Source organism: Noviherbaspirillum sp. (assembly GCF_035254865.1).
Taxonomy (GTDB): domain Bacteria; phylum Pseudomonadota; class Gammaproteobacteria; order Burkholderiales; family Burkholderiaceae_D; genus Noviherbaspirillum.
This window is the reverse complement of the sequence record NZ_DATFAF010000089.1, coordinates 16,376-34,684: the sequence shown is the minus strand read 5'-3', so window position 1 is coordinate 34,684 and position 18,309 is coordinate 16,376. Positions and strand designations below refer to the sequence as shown.

The window sequence follows — 18,309 nt, the reverse complement described above, 5'->3', positions numbered from 1 at the left end:
GGTTAGGGGTAGCGAGGATGAACACCTCTTGTACACCAGTGTATTTGCTTGCACACATGGGAACAAACCAATATTCTTGACGGATTGACCCAATCAAATTGAGGCATCATGCATTACCGCCTGCCGCCCCTGCCCGCCATCCGCGCTTTCGAAACCGCCGCCCGCCATGGCGGCTTTCAGAGCGCCGGCGAGGAGTTGCATGTCTCCGCGGGCGCGGTTGCACACCAGGTCAAGCTGCTGGAAAACTGGCTGGGCGTGGCCTTGTTCCAACGCTTGCCGCGCGGCGTGGTGCTGACGCCCGCCGGGCGCCAATACGCCGAGGCGCTGCGTCCGCTGTTGAACGGCCTTGCCGAGGTGTCGGAAACGATCCGCCATCGTGGCGATGAACGGGTGGTAACCGTCACCTCGGTGCCGTCGCTGGTCGCGCGCTGGCTGATGCCGCGGCTCGGCCGCCTGCGCGAACAGCATCCCGACATCGACATGCGCGTCCTCGCTTCGCTGCATCCGGTCGACTTCCTGCGTGAAGGCGTCGACGTCGCAATCAGGCTTGGCACCGGCCCGTATCCAGGACTGAAGGACGACATGCTGATGGAAGAACGGTTCTCGGCGGTCTGCAGTCCCGCCTTCAAGGCGGCGGCGGTCGACCTGCGCGAACCGCACGACCTGTTGCGCTTTCCCCTGCTGCATGATGAAGCGGAAATGCGCATCCCCGACGAAATCAACTGGACGCGCTGGTTGCAGGCTTTTGGCGTCAACTATACCGGCGCCGCACGGCCGAGTTTCTCGCACACTTATCTGACACTGGAAGCGGCGGCAAACGGCCAGGGTGTGGCGATTGCGGCAGAGCCCTTCATCGAGGAAGATCTGCGGTCGGGCCGGCTAACCAGACTCTTTCCGCAACGCGTACGCGGTCCTTACGGGTTTCATCTGCTTCGCCTGCCGGAAGCGAAAGCGCGGCCATCGGTCAAAGCCTTCTGCGAATGGATCAAGAAGGAAGCACAGGCTTCCTCGGCGCAGTGAGCTGCGCTCGCATTCGTTCGATGCAGGCCTGCCCTGCACGCCCGTCAAGCTCGATCACTCGGTATAGCGTCCCAGGGTGACGATCCGGAGAATCACCTTGTACAACATGTAAGCCGCACCGTACCAGGCCCGCTCATACCAGGGAATGTTGGCGTAATCTTCCATGCGTACACGCACACCCTCTTTTACCGCGTGCTCGATGTGCATGCGCAAGGCATGCGCGAATGCGTGGTCCTTCACCACGATGTTCGCCTCCTGGTTGATCAGCAGGCTCAGTCCGTCCCAGTTGCTGGAACCAACCGTGGCCCACTCGTCATCGACCACCGCAACCTTGCCGTGCAACTGGGTCTTGCGATACTCCACGACCTTGACCCCGCTTTTCAGCAGCTTGGGATAGAAGGAATGCGCGACCGCATCCTGAATGCGGAACTGGCCCACCCCGATCAGCAAGGTGACGTCGACACCACGCGATGCGGCCGATGCCAGGCCATCCCGCAGTTTACGGCCCGGCGCGAAATAGGGATTGGCAAGCAAGGCACTCTTGCGCGCGCCGCCGAGAGCCTTCAGATAGGTCTTTTGAATCGTGCGCCGATTCCGCAGATTGTCGCGCACCACAAATGCGGCGAGCGAGGGGCCTACGTCGATCGTCGGGCCGGTAAAACGCCGTTCGAGAAAACGCTCCCAGCGATATTTCAAGCCCAGTCCCGCCAAGAGCATCCAGTGCGCCTGCATCTCGTGATGGATGGTCACTACCAGCGGCCCGTTGATCTGGACGGCGAAGTCCCAGCGCGGAGCCGGCAAGGGCGTGTTGAATCCGTCATCCGACACGTAGTCGTAATTGATGTTGAGCCCGCCAAGAAATGCTACCTGCCGGTCCACCACGCAAATCTTCCGGTGAGTGCGCGTAATGCCGCGCCTGAACCAGGCGTTGAAGACACGATGATTGACGCCGCCTTCGCGCAATATTTGATTCAAGCTGACGGATTGCCGATGCCCGGTACCGAGCCAGTCGGTAATGACATTGACCGATACCCCTCGGCTCGCGGCGCGCAGCAACGCGTCCTTTACTCTGTTGCCGGTTTCATCCAGCGTGAAGATATAGGTTTCGAGAAAGATTTCGAAGTGCGCTGCGTCGATCGCGGCAATCAATGCCGGAAAGAATTCGGCGCCACAATACAGAAGCCTGATCTTGTTATGAGCGGTAAATTCTACCGAACGCATAAAGAGGGGAACCACTCCGGGAATGTAAACTTGGCAAGCATTCTACATCGGCGGAGTGGAAGCACCCCTATTTGAGTGCCAGCGAAGCAAGAATGGGCGCATGGTCGGACAGTTTCGCCCACAAGGTGCCATGCAGCACCTGCGCCGACTCGATCTGAAATCCGCGTACGTAGATCCTGTCCAGGCGCAGCCAGGGAAGCGCTGCGGGGAAAGTGCGGGCAGGCTTGATTTTCGGTCCGCGTCCACTCAGCATGCGCAGATAAGATCCAAAGCCGCGCGAAGAAAGATTGCCGTCGAAAACTTCAGTCACGCCCAGGTACTCACGCAGGGAATCGCTCAACTGATTGGTCCAGTCGTTGAAGTCGCCGGCAATGATCAATGGCGCATCGGGCGGCGAAGACGTCAGCACGGCTTCGATCAGCGCCTCGGTCTGCCGCTTGCGACTGCCCGCGAACAAGCCGAGATGAATCACATAACAATGCAGGTCGGCTTTGGGCGACTGGACGATGCAATGCAGGATTCCACGCGCCTCGAAGGCGTGATCGGAAATATCGTGATTGCTCGACGCAACCACCGGAAAACGGCTCAGCAGCGCGTTACCATGATGTCCATGGTCATACACCGCATTCATGCCATACACCGCTTCATGCGATTCGCCGGCAAGGAATTGATGCTGAGCCTGCTCCGGCCACAGCGTGGCATGACGCGTCGCATATTTGTCGTGGCGCCCCTGCACTTCCTGCAGGAAGAAAATATCCGCCTCCATCGATGTCAATGCCTGCTTCAATGCGTGAATGCGTGGCATGCTGCGCAAGGAGCTGACGCCTTTGTGAATGTTATACGTCGCGATGTGAAGTTTCATGAAATTATTTTAGACCCTGTGAAACAGATGTGTAGGGTTCGATCGCGGCGCGCGGAAATTGTTTCCGCGTGGCTTATTCCAAATTAATTTTAATCTGCCTGCATGTACTTCGGCAGTTGCAGGATTGCCTCGGCATTGGATGGCGAAAAGCATTTGTCGGCCGCTTCGCGGTAAGGTAGCCAGAGATGGTCCACATGTTCGCGCGGGGCAAGCGTGATCGGGATATCGCGCGGCACCAGCAAGCCGAACACGCGCTCGGTATTCTGAAACACGCCGGGCGCATAACGATGGCGCCAGACGGGATAGATTTCATAGATATTGGACAGTCCCCAGTCGCGCAGGTTGGCGAGCGGAACGGCGTCAGCACGTCGCGCGGGAGCGGACGCTTCGTCGACAATGCGGATTCCGGTTTCCTCGAACACTTCGCGCATCGCAGTATCGATCAGCGGCTCGTCCGGCGCATCCTTCGAGCCGGTGACCGATTGCCAGTAGTCCTGCTTGTCCGCGCGTTCGATCAACAGCACATCGAGGTTTGCACTGTAAATCACGACAAGAACCGACTCGGGAATTTTGTAAGGCTTAAGCATGCACCTTCACGGACGTTTCACAGAAACTGTATGCCACATGATAACCGATGGCGACAAGAGCGTATGGGCCCACGAAAAACATGGAAATTCCCATAGCGTCAGCCCGTCCTGGTTTTCAACTTCCGTGTCTTCCGTGGACAACAAACCCTTACGCGCGAAACAAAAAAGCGCGGATCTCTCCACGCTTTTTTTATGGCGAAAAACCGCGGTTATGCTTTCGCCGCCGGTTCGACATTGCGCAAACGGATATGCAATTCGCGCAACTGCTTCTCGTCGACTTCGGACGGCGCCTGAGTCAACAGGCATTGCGCGCGCTGCGTCTTCGGGAACGCAATCACGTCGCGAATCGACTCCGCGCCCGTCATCATGGTGACGATGCGATCCAGGCCGAATGCCAGGCCGCCGTGCGGCGGAGCGCCATACTGCAGCGCATCCAGCAGGAAGCCGAACTTGGCTTGCGCTTCCTCTGCCTCGATCTTGAGCGCGCGGAACACCTTGCTCTGCACATCGGCACGATGGATACGCACCGATCCGCCACCCAGTTCCCAACCGTTCAGCACCATGTCGTAAGCCTTGGCCAGTGCCTTGCCCGGATCGGTCTGCAGGAAGTCTTCATGGCCGTCCTTCGGCGAAGTAAACGGATGGTGCGCGGCCACATAGCGCTGATCGTCCTCGTCGTATTCGAACATCGGGAAGTCGATCACCCACAGCGGCTTCCAGGTTTCCTCGAACAAGCCGTTCTTCTTGCCGAAATCGCTGTGGCCGATCTTCACGCGCAATGCGCCAATCGCATCGTTGACGACCTTGGCCTTGTCGGCGCCGAAGAAGATCAGGTCGCCATCCTGCGCGCCGGTCTGTTCGATGATCGCCGTCAGCGCGGCATCATGCAGGTTCTTGACGATCGGCGATTGCAGGCCGTCGCGGCCCTTCGCTTTTTCATTGACCTTGATGTAGGCCAGACCCTTGGCGCCGTAGATCGCGACGAATTGCGTGTAGGCGTCGATCTCCGAACGCGGCATCGCGCCGCCACCCGGCACGCGCAGACCGACCACGCGGCCGCCCGCCATGTTGGCAGCGCCGGAGAACACCTTGAAGTCCACATCCTTCATCACATCGGTCAGGTCGGTGAACTGCAGCTTGACGCGCATGTCCGGCTTGTCGGAACCGTACATTCCCATCGCTTCGGAATACTGCATCACCGGGAACGGGTTCGGCAGGTCGATGTCGAGCACGTTCTTGAACACGCCGCGGATCATGCCTTCGAACAGGTCGCGGATTTCCTGCTCGTTCATGAACGAGGTTTCGCAGTCGATCTGCGTGAATTCCGGCTGGCGGTCGGCGCGCAGGTCTTCGTCACGGAAGCACTTGGTGATCTGGTAGTAGCGGTCGAAATTGGCGACCATCAGCAACTGCTTGAACAGCTGCGGCGACTGCGGCAGCGCGAAGAAATTGCCTGCGTTGACACGGGATGGCACCAGGTAGTCGCGCGCGCCTTCCGGCGTCGACTTGGTCAGCATCGGCGTTTCGATGTCGATGAAGCCGTTCGCGTCGAGGAACTTGCGCACTTCCATCGTCACGCGATAGCGCAAGCGCAGATTGTTCTGCATCTGCGGACGGCGCAGGTCGAGCACGCGATGTGTCAGACGCGTGGTTTCCGACAGGTTGTCGTCATCGAGCTGGAACGGCGGCGTGACCGAAGGGTTCAGCACTTCCAGCGCATGTGCCAGCACTTCGATCTTGCCCGACTTCAGGTTGGCATTAGTGGTGCCTTCCGGGCGATTGCGAACCAGGCCGGTGATGCGTACGCAAAACTCGTTGCGTACCGCTTCCGCGGTCTTGAACACGTCGGCACGGTCCGGATCGCACACCACTTGCACCAGGCCTTCGCGGTCGCGCAAGTCGATGAAAATGACGCCACCGTGGTCGCGCCGGCGATGCACCCAGCCGCACAGGCTGACGGTTTGGCCGAGAAGCTCCTCAGTGACGAGGCCGCAATAGTGAGTTCGCATAGACATGATTGATTTCCAGTTTCAGATTCTTTTTTGATGATCCGTCGCCCGCTGAAGCACCAGGCACGGATCCGGATGAAAAAAATGCCGAGTTCAGATTTGTGGCGGAACAGCCTTCAAATTCTTCGATGCGGCGACCACATATTCGGGCGAAACCACGCCCATCGATACGATGTATTTCAATGCCTCATCGACGCTCATGTCGAGCTCGATCGCATCGGCCCGCGGCATCATGAGGAAGAAGCCGGAGGTCGGATTCGGCGTGGTCGGCACGTAGACGCTGATGTAATCGCCGGTCAGGTGATTCTTCACGTCACCGCCGGGCGTGCCGGTCAGAAACGCGATGGTCCAGGAACCCTCGCGCGGATACTGCACCAGCATCGCCTTGCGGAACGCGTTGCCCGACGACGAGAACAAGGTGTCCGATACCTGCTTGACGCTGGAATAGATCGAACTGACCACCGGGATGCGCGTCAACAGCAATTCCCAAGCATGGACCACCTGCTTGCCGACGAAATTGCGCGTCAACAAACCCGTGGCAAACACAAACAGCAAAGTCAGGATCGTACCCAGGCCCGGAATATGGAATCCGATCAGCGTTGCCGGCCGCCAACGCTCCGGCAGCAGCAGCAGCGACTGATCCATCGTGCCGATGACCAGATTCAGCACCCAGAGCGTGATCGCCAGGGGTACCAGGACGAGCAGGCCGGTGACGAAATATTTGCGCATGTTTGTCTTTGACATGAGGCGGACCGACCACCTCTCAAGGGGATTGTTGTTTTCAGGAGGCGGAGGCTGCCGGACACGAAGCGCAGGACGTGCCGCCCGAATCGGAGGATGCAGCCGTCTTGTCGGGCGCGGAACCGGTGGCCGGCGCGGACGTACCGCCGCTGCCGTTCCGGAAATCCGTCACATACCAGCCCGTGCCCTTCAGTTGAAAGCCGGCCGCCGTCAGTTGTTTCTTGAAGGTGCTCTTCGCGCAGGACGGGCAGTCCGTCAGGGGCGCGTCAGAGATCTTTTGCAGTACGTCTTTAGTGAAACCGCATGTTTCGCAGCGATAAGCGTAAATCGGCATGGTAAATCCCCGCAAAAATCATCCAAAACCCTGAATTATAAAGGTTTTTGCGACGACTTTGCGTGAATGCACGACAAGCGCGGACGCGAGAATGCGACAGTCAGCTCCGGTCCCGCCGACGCACGGCCTCATCTTGCAAAAGAAGCAATAATTCGTGATTGCTGACGGTTGACCGGCTTGCATTGGCGCCGCCAAGCCTCAAGCGCTCAGGCCCTTGACCGTGTGCCTGGGCTCATGGCGATTCTTCAGTACCTGCGGCATGAGCGAGCCCAGGATCATGCCGGCGAAGGCAGTGATCAAGCCCGCAAGCTGGCCGGGAAACTGCTCGCCGAGACTTGTCAACTGGGGGAAGAACAGGATCCAGGTGCCAATGCCGGCCGCCAGCGAAACGATAGCGCCCTGGGTCGTCGCCCTATGCCAGTACAGTCCCATCACCAGCGGCACAAAGGCCCCGACCAGCGTCACCTGGTAGGCCGCAGACACCAGATCGTAGATCGGCGTGCCTTTCATCGCGATGGCATACGCCAGCACCAGTACCGCGAACACGACGATGGTCGACCGCATCGCGAACAATTGCTGGCGGTCACTCATGTTCGGGCGCAGGTTCTTGAGGATGTTTTCTACGAAGCTGGTGGAAGGCGCCAACAGGGTGGCCGAGGACGTGCTCTTGATGGCGGATAGCAACGCACCGAAGAAAAAGATTTGCATCACGAGCGGCATCTTGGTCAGCACGAACGTGGGCAGCAGGCGCTGATAATCATTCTTCATCAGGTCAACCGCGCTCTCGCCCATCACGATGACGGCGCACGAAACGATGAACATCGGCACAAAGGCAAACAGTATATAGCTCGCGCCGCCAATGACTGCGCCGGCACGCGCGGTGGGCGCATCCTTGGCCGACATGACGCGCTGGAACACGTCCTGCTGGGGAATACTGCCGAGCATCATCGTCACGCCGGCGCCAATGAAGGCCGCAATTTCAGTGAAGCTGGGCGTCGGCAGGAATTTCCACAGATTTTCCTTCGAAGCCATGGCGAACACCTGACCGGCACCGCCGGCCAGGTCGGCGGAAAAGAAGGCGATGATGCTCAGGCCGATCACCAGCACGATCATCTGGATGAAATCGGTCCAGGCCACCGCAAGAAAACCGCCGATTACAACATAGATCAGCACGGCGAGCGTGCCGACGATCATGCCGGCCGTTTCCGACATGGCGCCATTCGTCAACACCGAGAACACCAGCCCAAGCGCGGTAATCTGAGCGGCCACCCAGCCCAGGTAGCTCAGGATGATCGCCACGGAACAGAACACCTCGATGCCCTTGCCGTAGCGCTGGCGGTAGAAGTCGCCAATGGTCAGCAAATTCAGCTTGTAAAGCCGGGCCGCGAAGAACAAACCGACCAGGATCAGGCAGGTGCCGGCACCGAAAGGATCCTCGACAATCGCATTGAGCCCGCCCTGCACGAATTTGGCCGGGATACCCATGACCGTTTCGGCACCGAACCAGGTCGCGAACGTCGTCGTCACCACCATGATCAGCGGCAGGCTGCGGCCGGCGATGGCGAAATCATTCGTGCTCTTGATGCGCGTGCCCGCCCATACGCCCAGCGCAAGGGTTCCCAGCAAATACAGGACGACAAAGGAAATCAACGTGTAGTTCATGTGTATTCGCTCCGCACGAAAAATCCGGTCTGTTCAATGGAGACCGGCTGCCGCAATTTGCTGAATGCGAAGGGCCTCGGTACGCGCCCTTGTCAAATTTTTCGGGATTATAGCTTCAGAAATCCATCGACATGATTCCCGAAAACGAAAAAGGCGTGCTTTTTTGGCGCGATCAGCGCTCGCGGCGGCGCCATACCTGCCAGCGCTCTTTTCCTGCAAAAACAGGCAGCGAGTCTGCCACCGCCTCGTCGGCGATGCGTTCGAAGAAAGGAGCCAGCAAGCTGTCCAATTCGGCGGGAGCAATCCCGAATGGGGGGCCTTTCGGCGTATCGTCAAAGAAAAAGAATCCGGCCAGCAGGCCGCCCGGCGGAAGAAGCTCGGCCCAGCGGTTCACGACCGCCTGCCGCATCCGGTGCGGCAGCGCACAGAAGAAAGCGCGCTCGTAGATGAGCTCAACAGGATGACAAGGCGCAAACGCGAAAAAATCGGCCTGCACCACCCGGTCCGCCCAGCGGCCCAGCATCTTGCGCGCCGCCTCCACCGCCGCTGCGGAAAAATCGATCGCCGTGACGTCCCATCCCGCTTCGGACAGGCATGCCACTTCATAACCGGTTCCGCATCCGGGAATCAACGTGGCGTATGGGCGAGGCGATTGCGCGACAAATTGCCGAAAGGCCGCGGGAACATCGCCACGATCCCACGGCGTGAACTCCTGTTCAAAGCGCTCCGACCAGAACTCGGGCGCGGAAGGATCCCGGCTTGCAAAGGTAGGCACGATTTACCACCAATGGAATTGATAGAAGCGAATCAGCACTTGGGCGACCGCAATCCCGATCAGCAAGCCGCCACCGAAGTACACACCAAGACCGAGCAGCAAATTGGTGCGTCTTTGCTCGGCAAGCAATTGCATGAGCAGCTCGTCGTTTTGTCGCGACGGGTTTTCCGCTCTCGCGCTCAACACCTGGTGGATCAGGCGCGGCAGCTCCGGAATCATCTTGTTGTAGTGCGGGAGTTCTTCCTTGAAGCGGGAAACCAGACCGCGCCAGCCGATCTGCTCCTGCATCCAGCGTTCCAGGTAGGGCTTCGCGGTCTTCCACAGATCGAGGTCGGGGTCGAGTTGCCGGCCCAGTCCTTCGATATTGAGCAGGGTCTTCTGGAGCAGCACCAATTGCGGCTGCACTTCGACATTGAAGCGGCGCGAGGTCTGGAACAATCTCAGCAGCACCGTGCCGAAGGAGATATCGCGCAGGGGCCGGTCGAAGATCGGCTCGCAGCAGGCGCGCACCGCCGACTCCAGCTCATCGACGCGCGTGTCCTTCGGCGCCCAGCCGGATTCGATATGCGCCTCGGCGACACGCTTGTAGTCGCGACGGAAAAACGCGAGAAAGTTCTGCGACAGGTAGTCCTTGTCATAGTCGGTCAGCGTACCGACGATGCCGAAGTCGAGCGCGATGTAGCGGCCAAATGTGGCCGGCTCGATTGACACCAGGATGTTCCCGGGGTGCATGTCCGCATGAAAAAAGCCGTCGCGGAAAACCTGCGTGAAAAAGATTTCCACGCCGTCGCGCGACAGCTTCTTCATATCGACACCTTCCGCGATCAGGCGGTCGATGCGCGAAATCGGAATGCCACGCATGCGCTCCATCACGATCACGGACGTGGAGCAGTAATCCCAGTACATTTCCGGCACGATCAGCAATTGCGACTGCTGGAAATTGCGACGCAACTGGCTTGCGTTGGCCGCCTCGCGCATCAGGTCGAGTTCGTCGTGCAGGTACTTGTCGAATTCGGCGACCACTTCGCGCGGTTTCAGGCGACGGCCGTCCGCCCACAGTTTTTCAACCCAATCGGCGGCGATCCGCATCAGGGCAAGATCCTTCTCGATCGACTTCTTCATGCCCGGTCGCAAAACCTTCACCGCGACTTCCTTGCCGTCCTTGAGTTTGGCAAAATGGACCTGTGCGATGGAGGCCGATGCAACGGGCTTACGCTCGAACTCGGCAAACAGGTAATCCGGATGCGCGCCGAGCGATTTCTTGATCTGGGCGATCGCCAGATCGGAGTCGAATGGCGGAACACGATCCTGCAGTTTCGCCAGTTCGTCGGCAATATCCGCGGGCATCAGGTCGCGCCGGGTCGACAGCACCTGACCGAACTTCACAAAGATGGGACCGAGGTCTTCCAGTGCCTGGCGCAGACGCACGCCGCGCGGCGTCGTGATATCGCGCCAGAAGTTCATCGCGCCGATGAGCTTGGCCAGACGGGGATTCGCCAGCTCCGACATCGCGATTTCATCCAGGCCGTATTTGATGACGACCCGGAAGATCTTGAAAAGCCGCAGAAATTTGAACAGCATTTAGCGGCTTCCCTTCAGTCTCTCGATACGCTTGCTCAGGCGCTCGACATCGTCACGCAGTCTGGCGACCTCGCTGGCGAAATCGTCGACCATTCGCGGCCGTACCAGCAGCGGCTTCTCGTCCAGGAAATATTCGGCCACGTTCTCCGCCAATTTTTTCTGCGTTGATATGGCCGTGTCGACTGCCGCGCGCACGCCGCCCGCGACTCGCACGGCAGCCGCGTCGCCGATCAGCCGGCTCAGGTCCTCCTCCGCTTCCCAGCGCAACGATTCTGAAAGCTGGGAGATGGTATTGGCAAAATCGGCGTCGCCTTCGATCTGTACATAGGAAAACGCATGATCCCGATGCTGCAGGATCAGCGGCAGATCGGACAGCTTTACGCGGATCGTGACGTTCACCGCGTCCTCCGCGCCAGCAGCCTGAACCATGCCATCCGCCGTCACCTTGAGTCGGATGCCGGAGAGGCCGGCATCGAAGAAGGCGACTTTGCCTGCATGCTTGACGAGCTTGTCGCGCGCCCAGGTTTCCCGGACTAGCAGGTGGTTGATTGCAGCGGAAGTGGTGGAAGAGATCATGGTGACAAAACAAAACCGCCCGTGACTATTCACGGGCGGCCTCAAGTTTACCAGTTTGCCGATCGGTATTTCGGTCGGCTCAAGATAATTGTTGAATCCCGGCCATCACCCAGCCGCCCTGCCCGGATACCGGTTTCGTCAGATTCCAGATTTCGGCGAAAGGTTCGGCCGGCGCGTTGTCGGCTTCTTTTATCATTCCCGAGAATTTCACGCTGGCCATGTACTCATCGCCGGTTCTTTCCATGCCCAGCAGTTCGGCCTCCAGCGACACGACATCGGTATGGTTGGGCGATGCGCCGCGCTCCTGCAGTTGCAGGCGGAGCTCGGCAAACATTTCCGGCGTCGTGAATTCACGGATGTCATTGATATCCGCCTTGTCCCAGGCAGCTTGCAGGCGGATGAAATAGGTCTTGGCATGGCGCAGAAAGGCCGGCGCATCGAAATCCGAGGGCAGGCTGGACACATTGCTGCTGACCGGCTCGGCCTGGAATGCCGCGGGTTGTATCTGCGGCTCGAGGCGAGAACCGATCTCCGGCGTGCGCGGCCCCGAATAGCCGCCGGCGTAGGCCGGTTGCACATCATGTCCACTCTTGTTCCGGAACAGGCGCATGACGAACACTACCCCAACCGCGATCAAGGCAAACATGAGTATCGTGCCGATCATGCTGGCCATGACGCCGCCCAGGCCGAAGTGCGACAGCAACGCGCCCAGACCCAGGCCAAGCAATGCGCCGCCGAGCATGTTGCGCCACGGACTGGCAGGCCTTGGGGGAATACCGTTTTGCGGCGCCGAGGCGGGTGACGAGGGTTTCGCCTGATTGGAATTGGAGAACTGACCAGGAGATTGTGACGGCGCCTGACGGCTGTAGCTCGGCGCTTGCCGGCCGAACGATCCGCCGCCGCCAAGCCGACGCGCTTCCGCATCGGAAGCGACGACGGCCATCGCACCCAGGATAACCACCAGGGCGATCAGGAATTTTTTCATGAAACTCTCCTTGTAGCCGCGCGAAACCGGAAATCGGTTCGCTACGGCTGCTACAGCTTGATGCCGGTGTGCAGCGCGGCAACACCCGCAGTCAGGTTGAAGTACTCGACGCGTTCCAGCCCCGCGTCCTGCAGCATCTTTTTCAGGGTTTCCTGATCGGGATGCATGCGGATCGACTCGGCCAGGTAACGATAGCTCTCGGAATCGTTGGCGATGCGCTTGCCCAGCCATGGCAGAACCGAGAACGAATATACGTCGTATGGCTTCTGCAACGGTTCCCACACTTTGGAAAATTCCAGAACGAGCAACTTTCCCCCGGGTTTCAGCACACGCTGCATTTCCGCCAGTGCGGCATCCTTGTGCGTCATGTTGCGCAGACCGAATGCCACGCTGACACGGTCGAAATAATTGCTCGGGAACGGCAGTTTTTCCGCATCACATAGCAAGGTGGGGGTTGCGAGTCCCTTGTTCAATAGCCGGTCGCGGCCGACGCGCAGCATCGATTCATTAATGTCGGTCAACCACACCTCGCCCGTCGGCCCGGCCCGCCTGGCAAAGGCCTTGGCCAGATCGCCTGTGCCACCGGCGATGTCGAGCACCTTGAACCCGGGCCGCACGCCCGCCTGCGCAATGGTGAATACCTTCCAGATGCGGTGCAGTCCGCCGGACATCAGATCGTTCATCACGTCGTACTTGCTGGCAACGGAATGAAAGACTTCAGCGACTTTCTGAACCTTTTCTTCTTCGGGAATGGTTTGATAACCGAAATGGGTCGTATTGGTCATGGGTAGGAGCCTGTTAATCCAGCCGGCATTATACAAGTGCAGACAGACGGTATTGCCAAGCGTTCCATCCGGCAGCTCGTGCGGGCCTGAATATCTTGCCTGGCGTCAAATTCAAAGAATCAGTGCTTGTGCCCGCAACTGCCGCCCGCGCTCTGGGCCGACTGCATCGGCGCATCGCGTCCGCTCTCGCGGGTGAATCCCGCCGCCTCCAGGCGCTTCAGATAGTCTTCCCACAGCTGCGCCTGGTTGGCCCCGAGCCAATGCAGGTAATCCCAAGTATAGATCCCGGTGTTATGGCCGTCCGAAAAATGCAATTGCACAGCGTAATTGCCGACCGGATCGATAGCCGTCATGAGCACGTCACGCTTGCCGGTCTGCAAGATCTCTTGTCCTGCGCCATGTCCGCGCACTTCGGCGGAAGGCGAATTCACGCGCAGGAATTCGAAAGGCAGGGAATATACCTCGCCCGACTCGAACGCCAGCTCCAGCGCACGCGATTGCTTGTGGACGGTGATGGCGGTCGGCGTCGTTCCGGCGGTCTTTGTATCAGCCATAAATGTGCAGGTCTCAGTAATTCTTTTTTCCAGTGGTAACTGGTTTGTCAAAGAAGGGAGTTATCAAAGCGATCGAGAATCGCCTCGCGCAATCTCGGCACCATCGCCCTGCGCTTGGCCAGATCGGTCGAATCGGGCGTGCGCTTGACTTCGCCCCAGATCGGATTGGGGAAATGGGCATCGTCTTCGTAGCGCGGAATGATATGCCAATGCAGGTGCGGCACGACATTGCCGAGACTGGCGACGTTGATCTTGTGCGGTTGCATGACTTCACGCACGGCTTCCTCGACCTGCCACACGGCGGCAATCAGGATGGCGCGCTCGGCCGTGGAGAGATCGGTCATCTCCCTGGCGTGCGCATTCCAGATCACGCGACAAAAGCCGGGATAGCGTTCGTCATCGACGATCACTATCCGGTAGTTGTCATCCCGGTAGACGACGTCGCCACCGGGCTGAATGCACAATTCGCAGGGCGTCTCTTTCACGGTTTTCCTCAGACCAGCACGCGCTCGATGCCGCCGTTGTTGGCAAGTGCGACATAGTCGGGCATCCAGTTTTCGCCAAGCAGATACTTGGCCATTTCGATCACGATGTAATCGGCGGTGGTGTCGGCATCTTCGTTATAACGCAACAAGCCTTGCAGGCAGGACGGGCAGGAAGTCAGGATCTTCACATCGCCGCTGAATCCGTCGGCACGCAGCTTGTCCGCGCCCTTGCGCATTTCCTCTTCCTTGCGGAAGCGAACCTGCGTCGAAATGTCCGGACGGCTGACGCCCAGCGTGCCGGACTCGCCGCAGCAACGCTCGTTCTTTTCCACTTTCTGGCCGTCAGCGGTCGTGATCAGCGCATTCACCGTTTTCAGCGAGTCCTGCTGCTTCATCGGGTTGTGGCAGGGTTCGTGGTACATGTAGCGCGTGCCGGTCACGCCTTCCAGTTTCACGCCTTTCTCGAGCAAATATTCATGGATGTCGATGATCCGGCAACCCGGGAAAATCTTCTCGAATTCATAGCTCTGCAACTGGTCGTAGCAGGTGCCGCATGAAACTACGACCGTCTTGATGTCGAGGTAGTTCAGCGTGTTGGCCATGCGGTGGAACAGCACGCGATTGTCCGTCACCATCTTTTCTGCTTTATCGTACTGGCCGTTCCCGCGCTGCGGGTAGCCGCAGCACAAGTAGCCCGGCGGCAGCACGGTCTGCACGCCGACATGCCACAGCATCGCCTGCGTGGCCAGGCCGACTTGCGAGAACAGGCGCTCGGAACCGCAGCCCGGGAAATAGAACACGGCTTCGGTGTCAGCCGTGGTCTTCTTCGGATCGCGGATGATCGGCACGACCTTGTCGTCTTCGATGTCGAGCAGCGCACGCGCAGTCTTCTTCGGCAGGTTGCCAGGCATCTTCTTGTTGATGAAGTGAATTACCTGCTCCTTGACCGGCGGCTTGCCATGCGTTGCCGGCGGCGCCTTGGTCTGCTTGCGGGCAAACTTCTTGAGCAGGTCGTTCGCGAACCGCTGCGCCTTGTAACCGATGCCCGTCATTGCAGCGCGCGTGGCATTGATCGTCGCCGGGTCGGTGGCATTGAGGAAGAACATCGCGGCCGCGGTGCCGGGATTGAACGACTTCTTGTCCATCTTGCGCAGGAGGTTGCGCATGTTCATCGACACATCGCCGAAATCGATGTCGACCGGGCATGGCGTCACGCACTTGTGGCAGACGGTGCAGTGGTCGGCGACGTCCTCGAATTCTTCCCAGTGCTTGATGGATACGCCACGACGGGTCTGCTCTTCATACAGGAAGGCTTCAACCAGCAGCGATGTCGCGAGAATCTTGTTGCGCGGCGAATAAAGCAGGTTGGCGCGCGGCACGTGCGTGGCGCAAACCGGTTTGCACTTGCCACAGCGCAGGCAGTCCTTGACGCTGTTGGCAATGGCGCCGATGTCGCTCTGCTGCATGATCAGCGACTCGTGCCCCATCAGGCCGAACGACGGCGTGTAGGCATTGCGCAAATCCGCGTGCATGTCAGGCAGGTTCAGCAGCTTGCCCTTGTTGAAACGTCCCTCGGGATCGACGCGCAGCTTGTAGTCGCGGAAATCCTGGATTTCGTCTTCCGTCAGGAACTCCAGCTTGGTGATGCCGATGCCGTGTTCGCCGGAAATCACGCCGTCGAGCGAGCGCGCCAGCACCATGATGCGCGCAACCGCGGCATGCGCATCCTTCAGCATCTGGTAGTCGTCGGAGTTGACCGGAATGTTGGTATGCACATTGCCGTCGCCGGCATGCATGTGCAAGGCCACGAACACGCGTCCGCGCAGTACACGCTTGTGGATGGCGCTGCATTCGTCGAGGATCAGCTTGAACGCGCCGCCATTGAAGATCTGGCGCAGTTGCGCGCGCACCTCTGCCTTCCACGAGACGCGCACCGTGCGGTCCTGCACCACATGGAACACATTCGCGTCGGCCTGGCGTGCCAAACGTTCATCGAGCCAGGTCGTCGATATTTCGAGCGAGGCCAACTCATCGCGTGCGTCGTGCAGCGCCTTGTCGAGCTGCGTCAGGAGATATGTCCAGCGCGCGTGTGTCGCATCGATCAGATCCAGCGCTTGCCCAACGCGATCGCCAAGCAGTTCTTCGGGCGGAATGTCCTTGGCATCCGCATCCTCGCTCTTGCCGAGCGGCAGATGGCCAGCCTTGAAGAAGGCGCGTAATTCATCCAGTAGCTGCAGCTTGTTCTTGATCGACAGCTCGATGTTGATGCGTTCGATGCCGTCGGTGTACTCGCCCATGCGGTTCAGGGGAATCACGACGTCTTCGTTGATCTTGAACGCATTGGTATGTTTCGCGATCGCCGCCGTGCGCGCGCGGTCCAGCCAGAATTTCTTGCGCGTCTCCGGGCTGACGGCGACGAAACCTTCGCCGACACGCGTATTGGCCATGCGGATCACTTCCGATGCGGCGCGCGCGACGGCATCTTCATCGTCGCCGACGATGTCGCCGAACAGCGCCATTTTCGGCAGTACGCCGCGCTTGGACTTGGTGGAGTAGCCGACTGCACGCAGATAGCGCTCGTCGAGATGCTCCAGGCCGGCCAGGATCGCGCCGCCCTTCTTCGCCTCGGCGTCGAGGTAATCCTTGATCTCCACGATGGACGGAATCGCGTCGCGCGCCTGGCCGAAGAATTCGAGGCAAACGGTGCGCGCAAACTTCGGCATTTTGTGCAGGATCCAGCGCGCGGACGTGATCAGGCCGTCGCAACCTTCCTTCTGCACGCCCGGCAGACCGGCGAGGAACTTGTCGGTGACGTCCTTGCCCAGGCCTTCCTTGCGGAAGCGGCGGCCTTCGATTTCGAGGAATTCGGTCTTGAACGGCTTGGCGTTCTTGCCTTTTTCGCTCGGATGCGTCCACTCCAGCTTGAACTTCGCGACCGGTGCATCGTGAATCTTGCCGAGATTGTGCTCCAGGCGAGTGACCTCCAGCCAGTCGCCGTTCGGGTCGACCATGCGCCAGCTCGCTAGGTTATCCAGCGCAGTGCCCCACAGAACGGCCTTCTTGCCGCCCGCGTTCATCGCGACATTACCGCCAACGCAGGAAGCTTCCGCGGAAGTCGGATCGACCGCAAACACGAAGCCGGCTTTTTCCGCGGCATCCGACACCCGTTTGGTGACGACGCCGGCGCCGGAATAAATCGTCGCGTAGGGCTTGTCGACGCCCGGCAGCATGGTCATCTCGACCGCGCCGAGCTGCTCCAGTTTTTCCGTATTGATCACTGCCGACAGCGGCGTCAGCGGCACGGCACCGCCGGTATAACCGGTACCGCCGCCGCGCGGAATGATGGTCAGACCGAGCTCGATGCAGGCTTTCACCAGGCCGGCCATCTCGTCTTCGGTGTCCGGCGTCAGAACGACGAACGGATATTCGACGCGCCAGTCGGTGGCGTCGGTCACATGCGATACACGCGACAGGCCGTCGAACTTGATGTTGTCCTTGGCAGTAAAACGGCCAAGCACCTTGGTGGCGCGCTTGCGCAGATCCCAGGTCTGACGGAATTCCTCACCGAAATCGGCAACTGCCTTGCGCGCCGCCTTCAGCAGGATTTCGACATTGACGCTGCGGCGTTTGGCCTGCGCATCGCCGGCTTCGGCCAGGTCGGTAGTCAGGCGGCGCTTCTCGACTTCGGTCAAACGATGATTGAGCGCGTCGATCAGCGCCTGGCGACGCTTCGGATTGTCGAGCATGTCGTCCTGGAGATACGGATTGCGCCGCACCACCCAGATGTCGCCGAGAACCTCGTACAGCATGCGTGCGGAACGGCCGGTCTGCCGCTCGCTGCGCAGTTCGTCGAGGATGCGCCACGATTCTTCGCCCAACAGGCGGATCACGATCTCGCGATCGGAAAACGAGGTGTAATTGTAGGGAATTTCGCGCAGGCGGGTCGGAGCGGCACCGCTGGGCGCGTCGGAAAGCAAAGCTTGGATTTGTGCTGGGGCGTTCATCAAAAATAGTCGGACTAACCCTTAAAGGCGCATTTTAGCTTATTGCAATGCACCAGGCTGAACAGCCTTATGGTCCTTACGGCCAAATCGCCGAAACATGGCGAAATCGCCGCTGGTCAGAGCAATAA

16 protein-coding genes are annotated in these 18,309 nt (G+C 59.5%); 1 reads left to right on the top strand and 15 read right to left on the bottom strand.

Annotated elements, in window-relative coordinates:
* Window positions 1-108 precede the first annotated feature (108 nt).
* Window positions 109-1,020 (top strand): transcriptional regulator GcvA, encoded by a 912-nt coding sequence (gene gcvA / locus VJ651_RS21980; protein ID WP_324109479.1) that lies wholly within the window; start codon window positions 109-111, stop codon window positions 1,018-1,020.
* A gap of 54 nt (window positions 1,021-1,074) precedes the next feature.
* Here the strand turns inward: gcvA and clsB are convergent, their stop codons facing one another.
* From clsB to VJ651_RS21905, 15 genes are all read right to left on the bottom strand, one after another.
* Window positions 1,075-2,241, bottom strand: a complete 1,167-nt coding sequence (gene clsB, locus VJ651_RS21975) for a cardiolipin synthase ClsB (protein ID WP_324109478.1) — start codon at window positions 2,239-2,241, stop codon at window positions 1,075-1,077.
* A gap of 67 nt (window positions 2,242-2,308) precedes the next feature.
* The gene (locus VJ651_RS21970) at window positions 2,309-3,103 is read right to left on the bottom strand and encodes an endonuclease/exonuclease/phosphatase family protein (protein ID WP_324109477.1); all 795 of its coding nucleotides are present in this window, start codon (window positions 3,101-3,103) and stop codon (window positions 2,309-2,311) included.
* 89 nt (window positions 3,104-3,192) lie between these two features.
* Entirely contained in the window at window positions 3,193-3,690 is a 498-nt protein-coding gene (nudB, locus tag VJ651_RS21965) for a dihydroneopterin triphosphate diphosphatase (protein WP_324109476.1), read from the bottom strand.
* Window positions 3,691-3,899: 209 nt separating this feature from the next.
* A complete protein-coding gene (gene aspS, locus VJ651_RS21960; RefSeq protein ID WP_324109475.1) occupies window positions 3,900-5,705 on the bottom strand; it encodes an aspartate--tRNA ligase in 1,806 nt (601 codons plus the stop codon).
* An 87-nt stretch (window positions 5,706-5,792) separates the two neighbouring features.
* Window positions 5,793-6,428: a DUF502 domain-containing protein gene (locus tag VJ651_RS21955; RefSeq protein WP_324109605.1), complete on the bottom strand. Its 636-nt coding sequence runs from the start codon at window positions 6,426-6,428 to the stop codon at window positions 5,793-5,795.
* Between the two features lie 52 nt (window positions 6,429-6,480).
* A complete protein-coding gene (locus VJ651_RS21950; RefSeq protein WP_324109474.1) occupies window positions 6,481-6,774 on the bottom strand; it encodes an FmdB family zinc ribbon protein in 294 nt (97 codons plus the stop codon).
* 198 nt (window positions 6,775-6,972) lie between these two features.
* Complete coding sequence (locus VJ651_RS21945; RefSeq protein ID WP_324109473.1) at window positions 6,973-8,436, bottom strand: sodium:solute symporter family protein; 1,464 nt, start codon at window positions 8,434-8,436, stop codon at window positions 6,973-6,975.
* 172 nt (window positions 8,437-8,608) lie between these two features.
* Entirely contained in the window at window positions 8,609-9,211 is a 603-nt protein-coding gene (locus tag VJ651_RS21940; RefSeq protein ID WP_324109472.1) for a methyltransferase, read from the bottom strand.
* A gap of 3 nt (window positions 9,212-9,214) precedes the next feature.
* Window positions 9,215-10,792, bottom strand: coding sequence for a ubiquinone biosynthesis regulatory protein kinase UbiB (gene ubiB, locus VJ651_RS21935; RefSeq protein WP_292937492.1), 1,578 nt, complete (start codon window positions 10,790-10,792; stop codon window positions 9,215-9,217).
* Window positions 10,793-11,368 carry a ubiquinone biosynthesis accessory factor UbiJ gene (locus VJ651_RS21930; RefSeq protein ID WP_324109471.1) on the bottom strand — a complete coding sequence of 192 codons (576 nt, stop codon included), beginning with the start codon at window positions 11,366-11,368 and terminating at the stop codon, window positions 10,793-10,795.
* Window positions 11,369-11,447: 79 nt separating this feature from the next.
* The gene (locus tag VJ651_RS21925; RefSeq protein WP_324109470.1) at window positions 11,448-12,353 is read right to left on the bottom strand and encodes a Tim44 domain-containing protein; all 906 of its coding nucleotides are present in this window, start codon (window positions 12,351-12,353) and stop codon (window positions 11,448-11,450) included.
* 50 nt (window positions 12,354-12,403) lie between these two features.
* Window positions 12,404-13,138, bottom strand: coding sequence for a bifunctional demethylmenaquinone methyltransferase/2-methoxy-6-polyprenyl-1,4-benzoquinol methylase UbiE (gene ubiE, locus VJ651_RS21920; RefSeq protein ID WP_324109469.1), 735 nt, complete (start codon window positions 13,136-13,138; stop codon window positions 12,404-12,406).
* A gap of 119 nt (window positions 13,139-13,257) precedes the next feature.
* Window positions 13,258-13,692: a DUF971 domain-containing protein gene (locus tag VJ651_RS21915; protein ID WP_324109468.1), complete on the bottom strand. Its 435-nt coding sequence runs from the start codon at window positions 13,690-13,692 to the stop codon at window positions 13,258-13,260.
* A 47-nt stretch (window positions 13,693-13,739) separates the two neighbouring features.
* Window positions 13,740-14,177 carry an HIT family protein gene (locus VJ651_RS21910; protein WP_324109467.1) on the bottom strand — a complete coding sequence of 146 codons (438 nt, stop codon included), beginning with the start codon at window positions 14,175-14,177 and terminating at the stop codon, window positions 13,740-13,742.
* Window positions 14,178-14,185: 8 nt separating this feature from the next.
* Window positions 14,186-18,181, bottom strand: a complete 3,996-nt coding sequence (locus VJ651_RS21905) for an FAD/FMN-binding oxidoreductase (RefSeq protein WP_324109466.1) — start codon at window positions 18,179-18,181, stop codon at window positions 14,186-14,188.
* Between the last annotated feature and the right edge of the window lie 128 nt (window positions 18,182-18,309).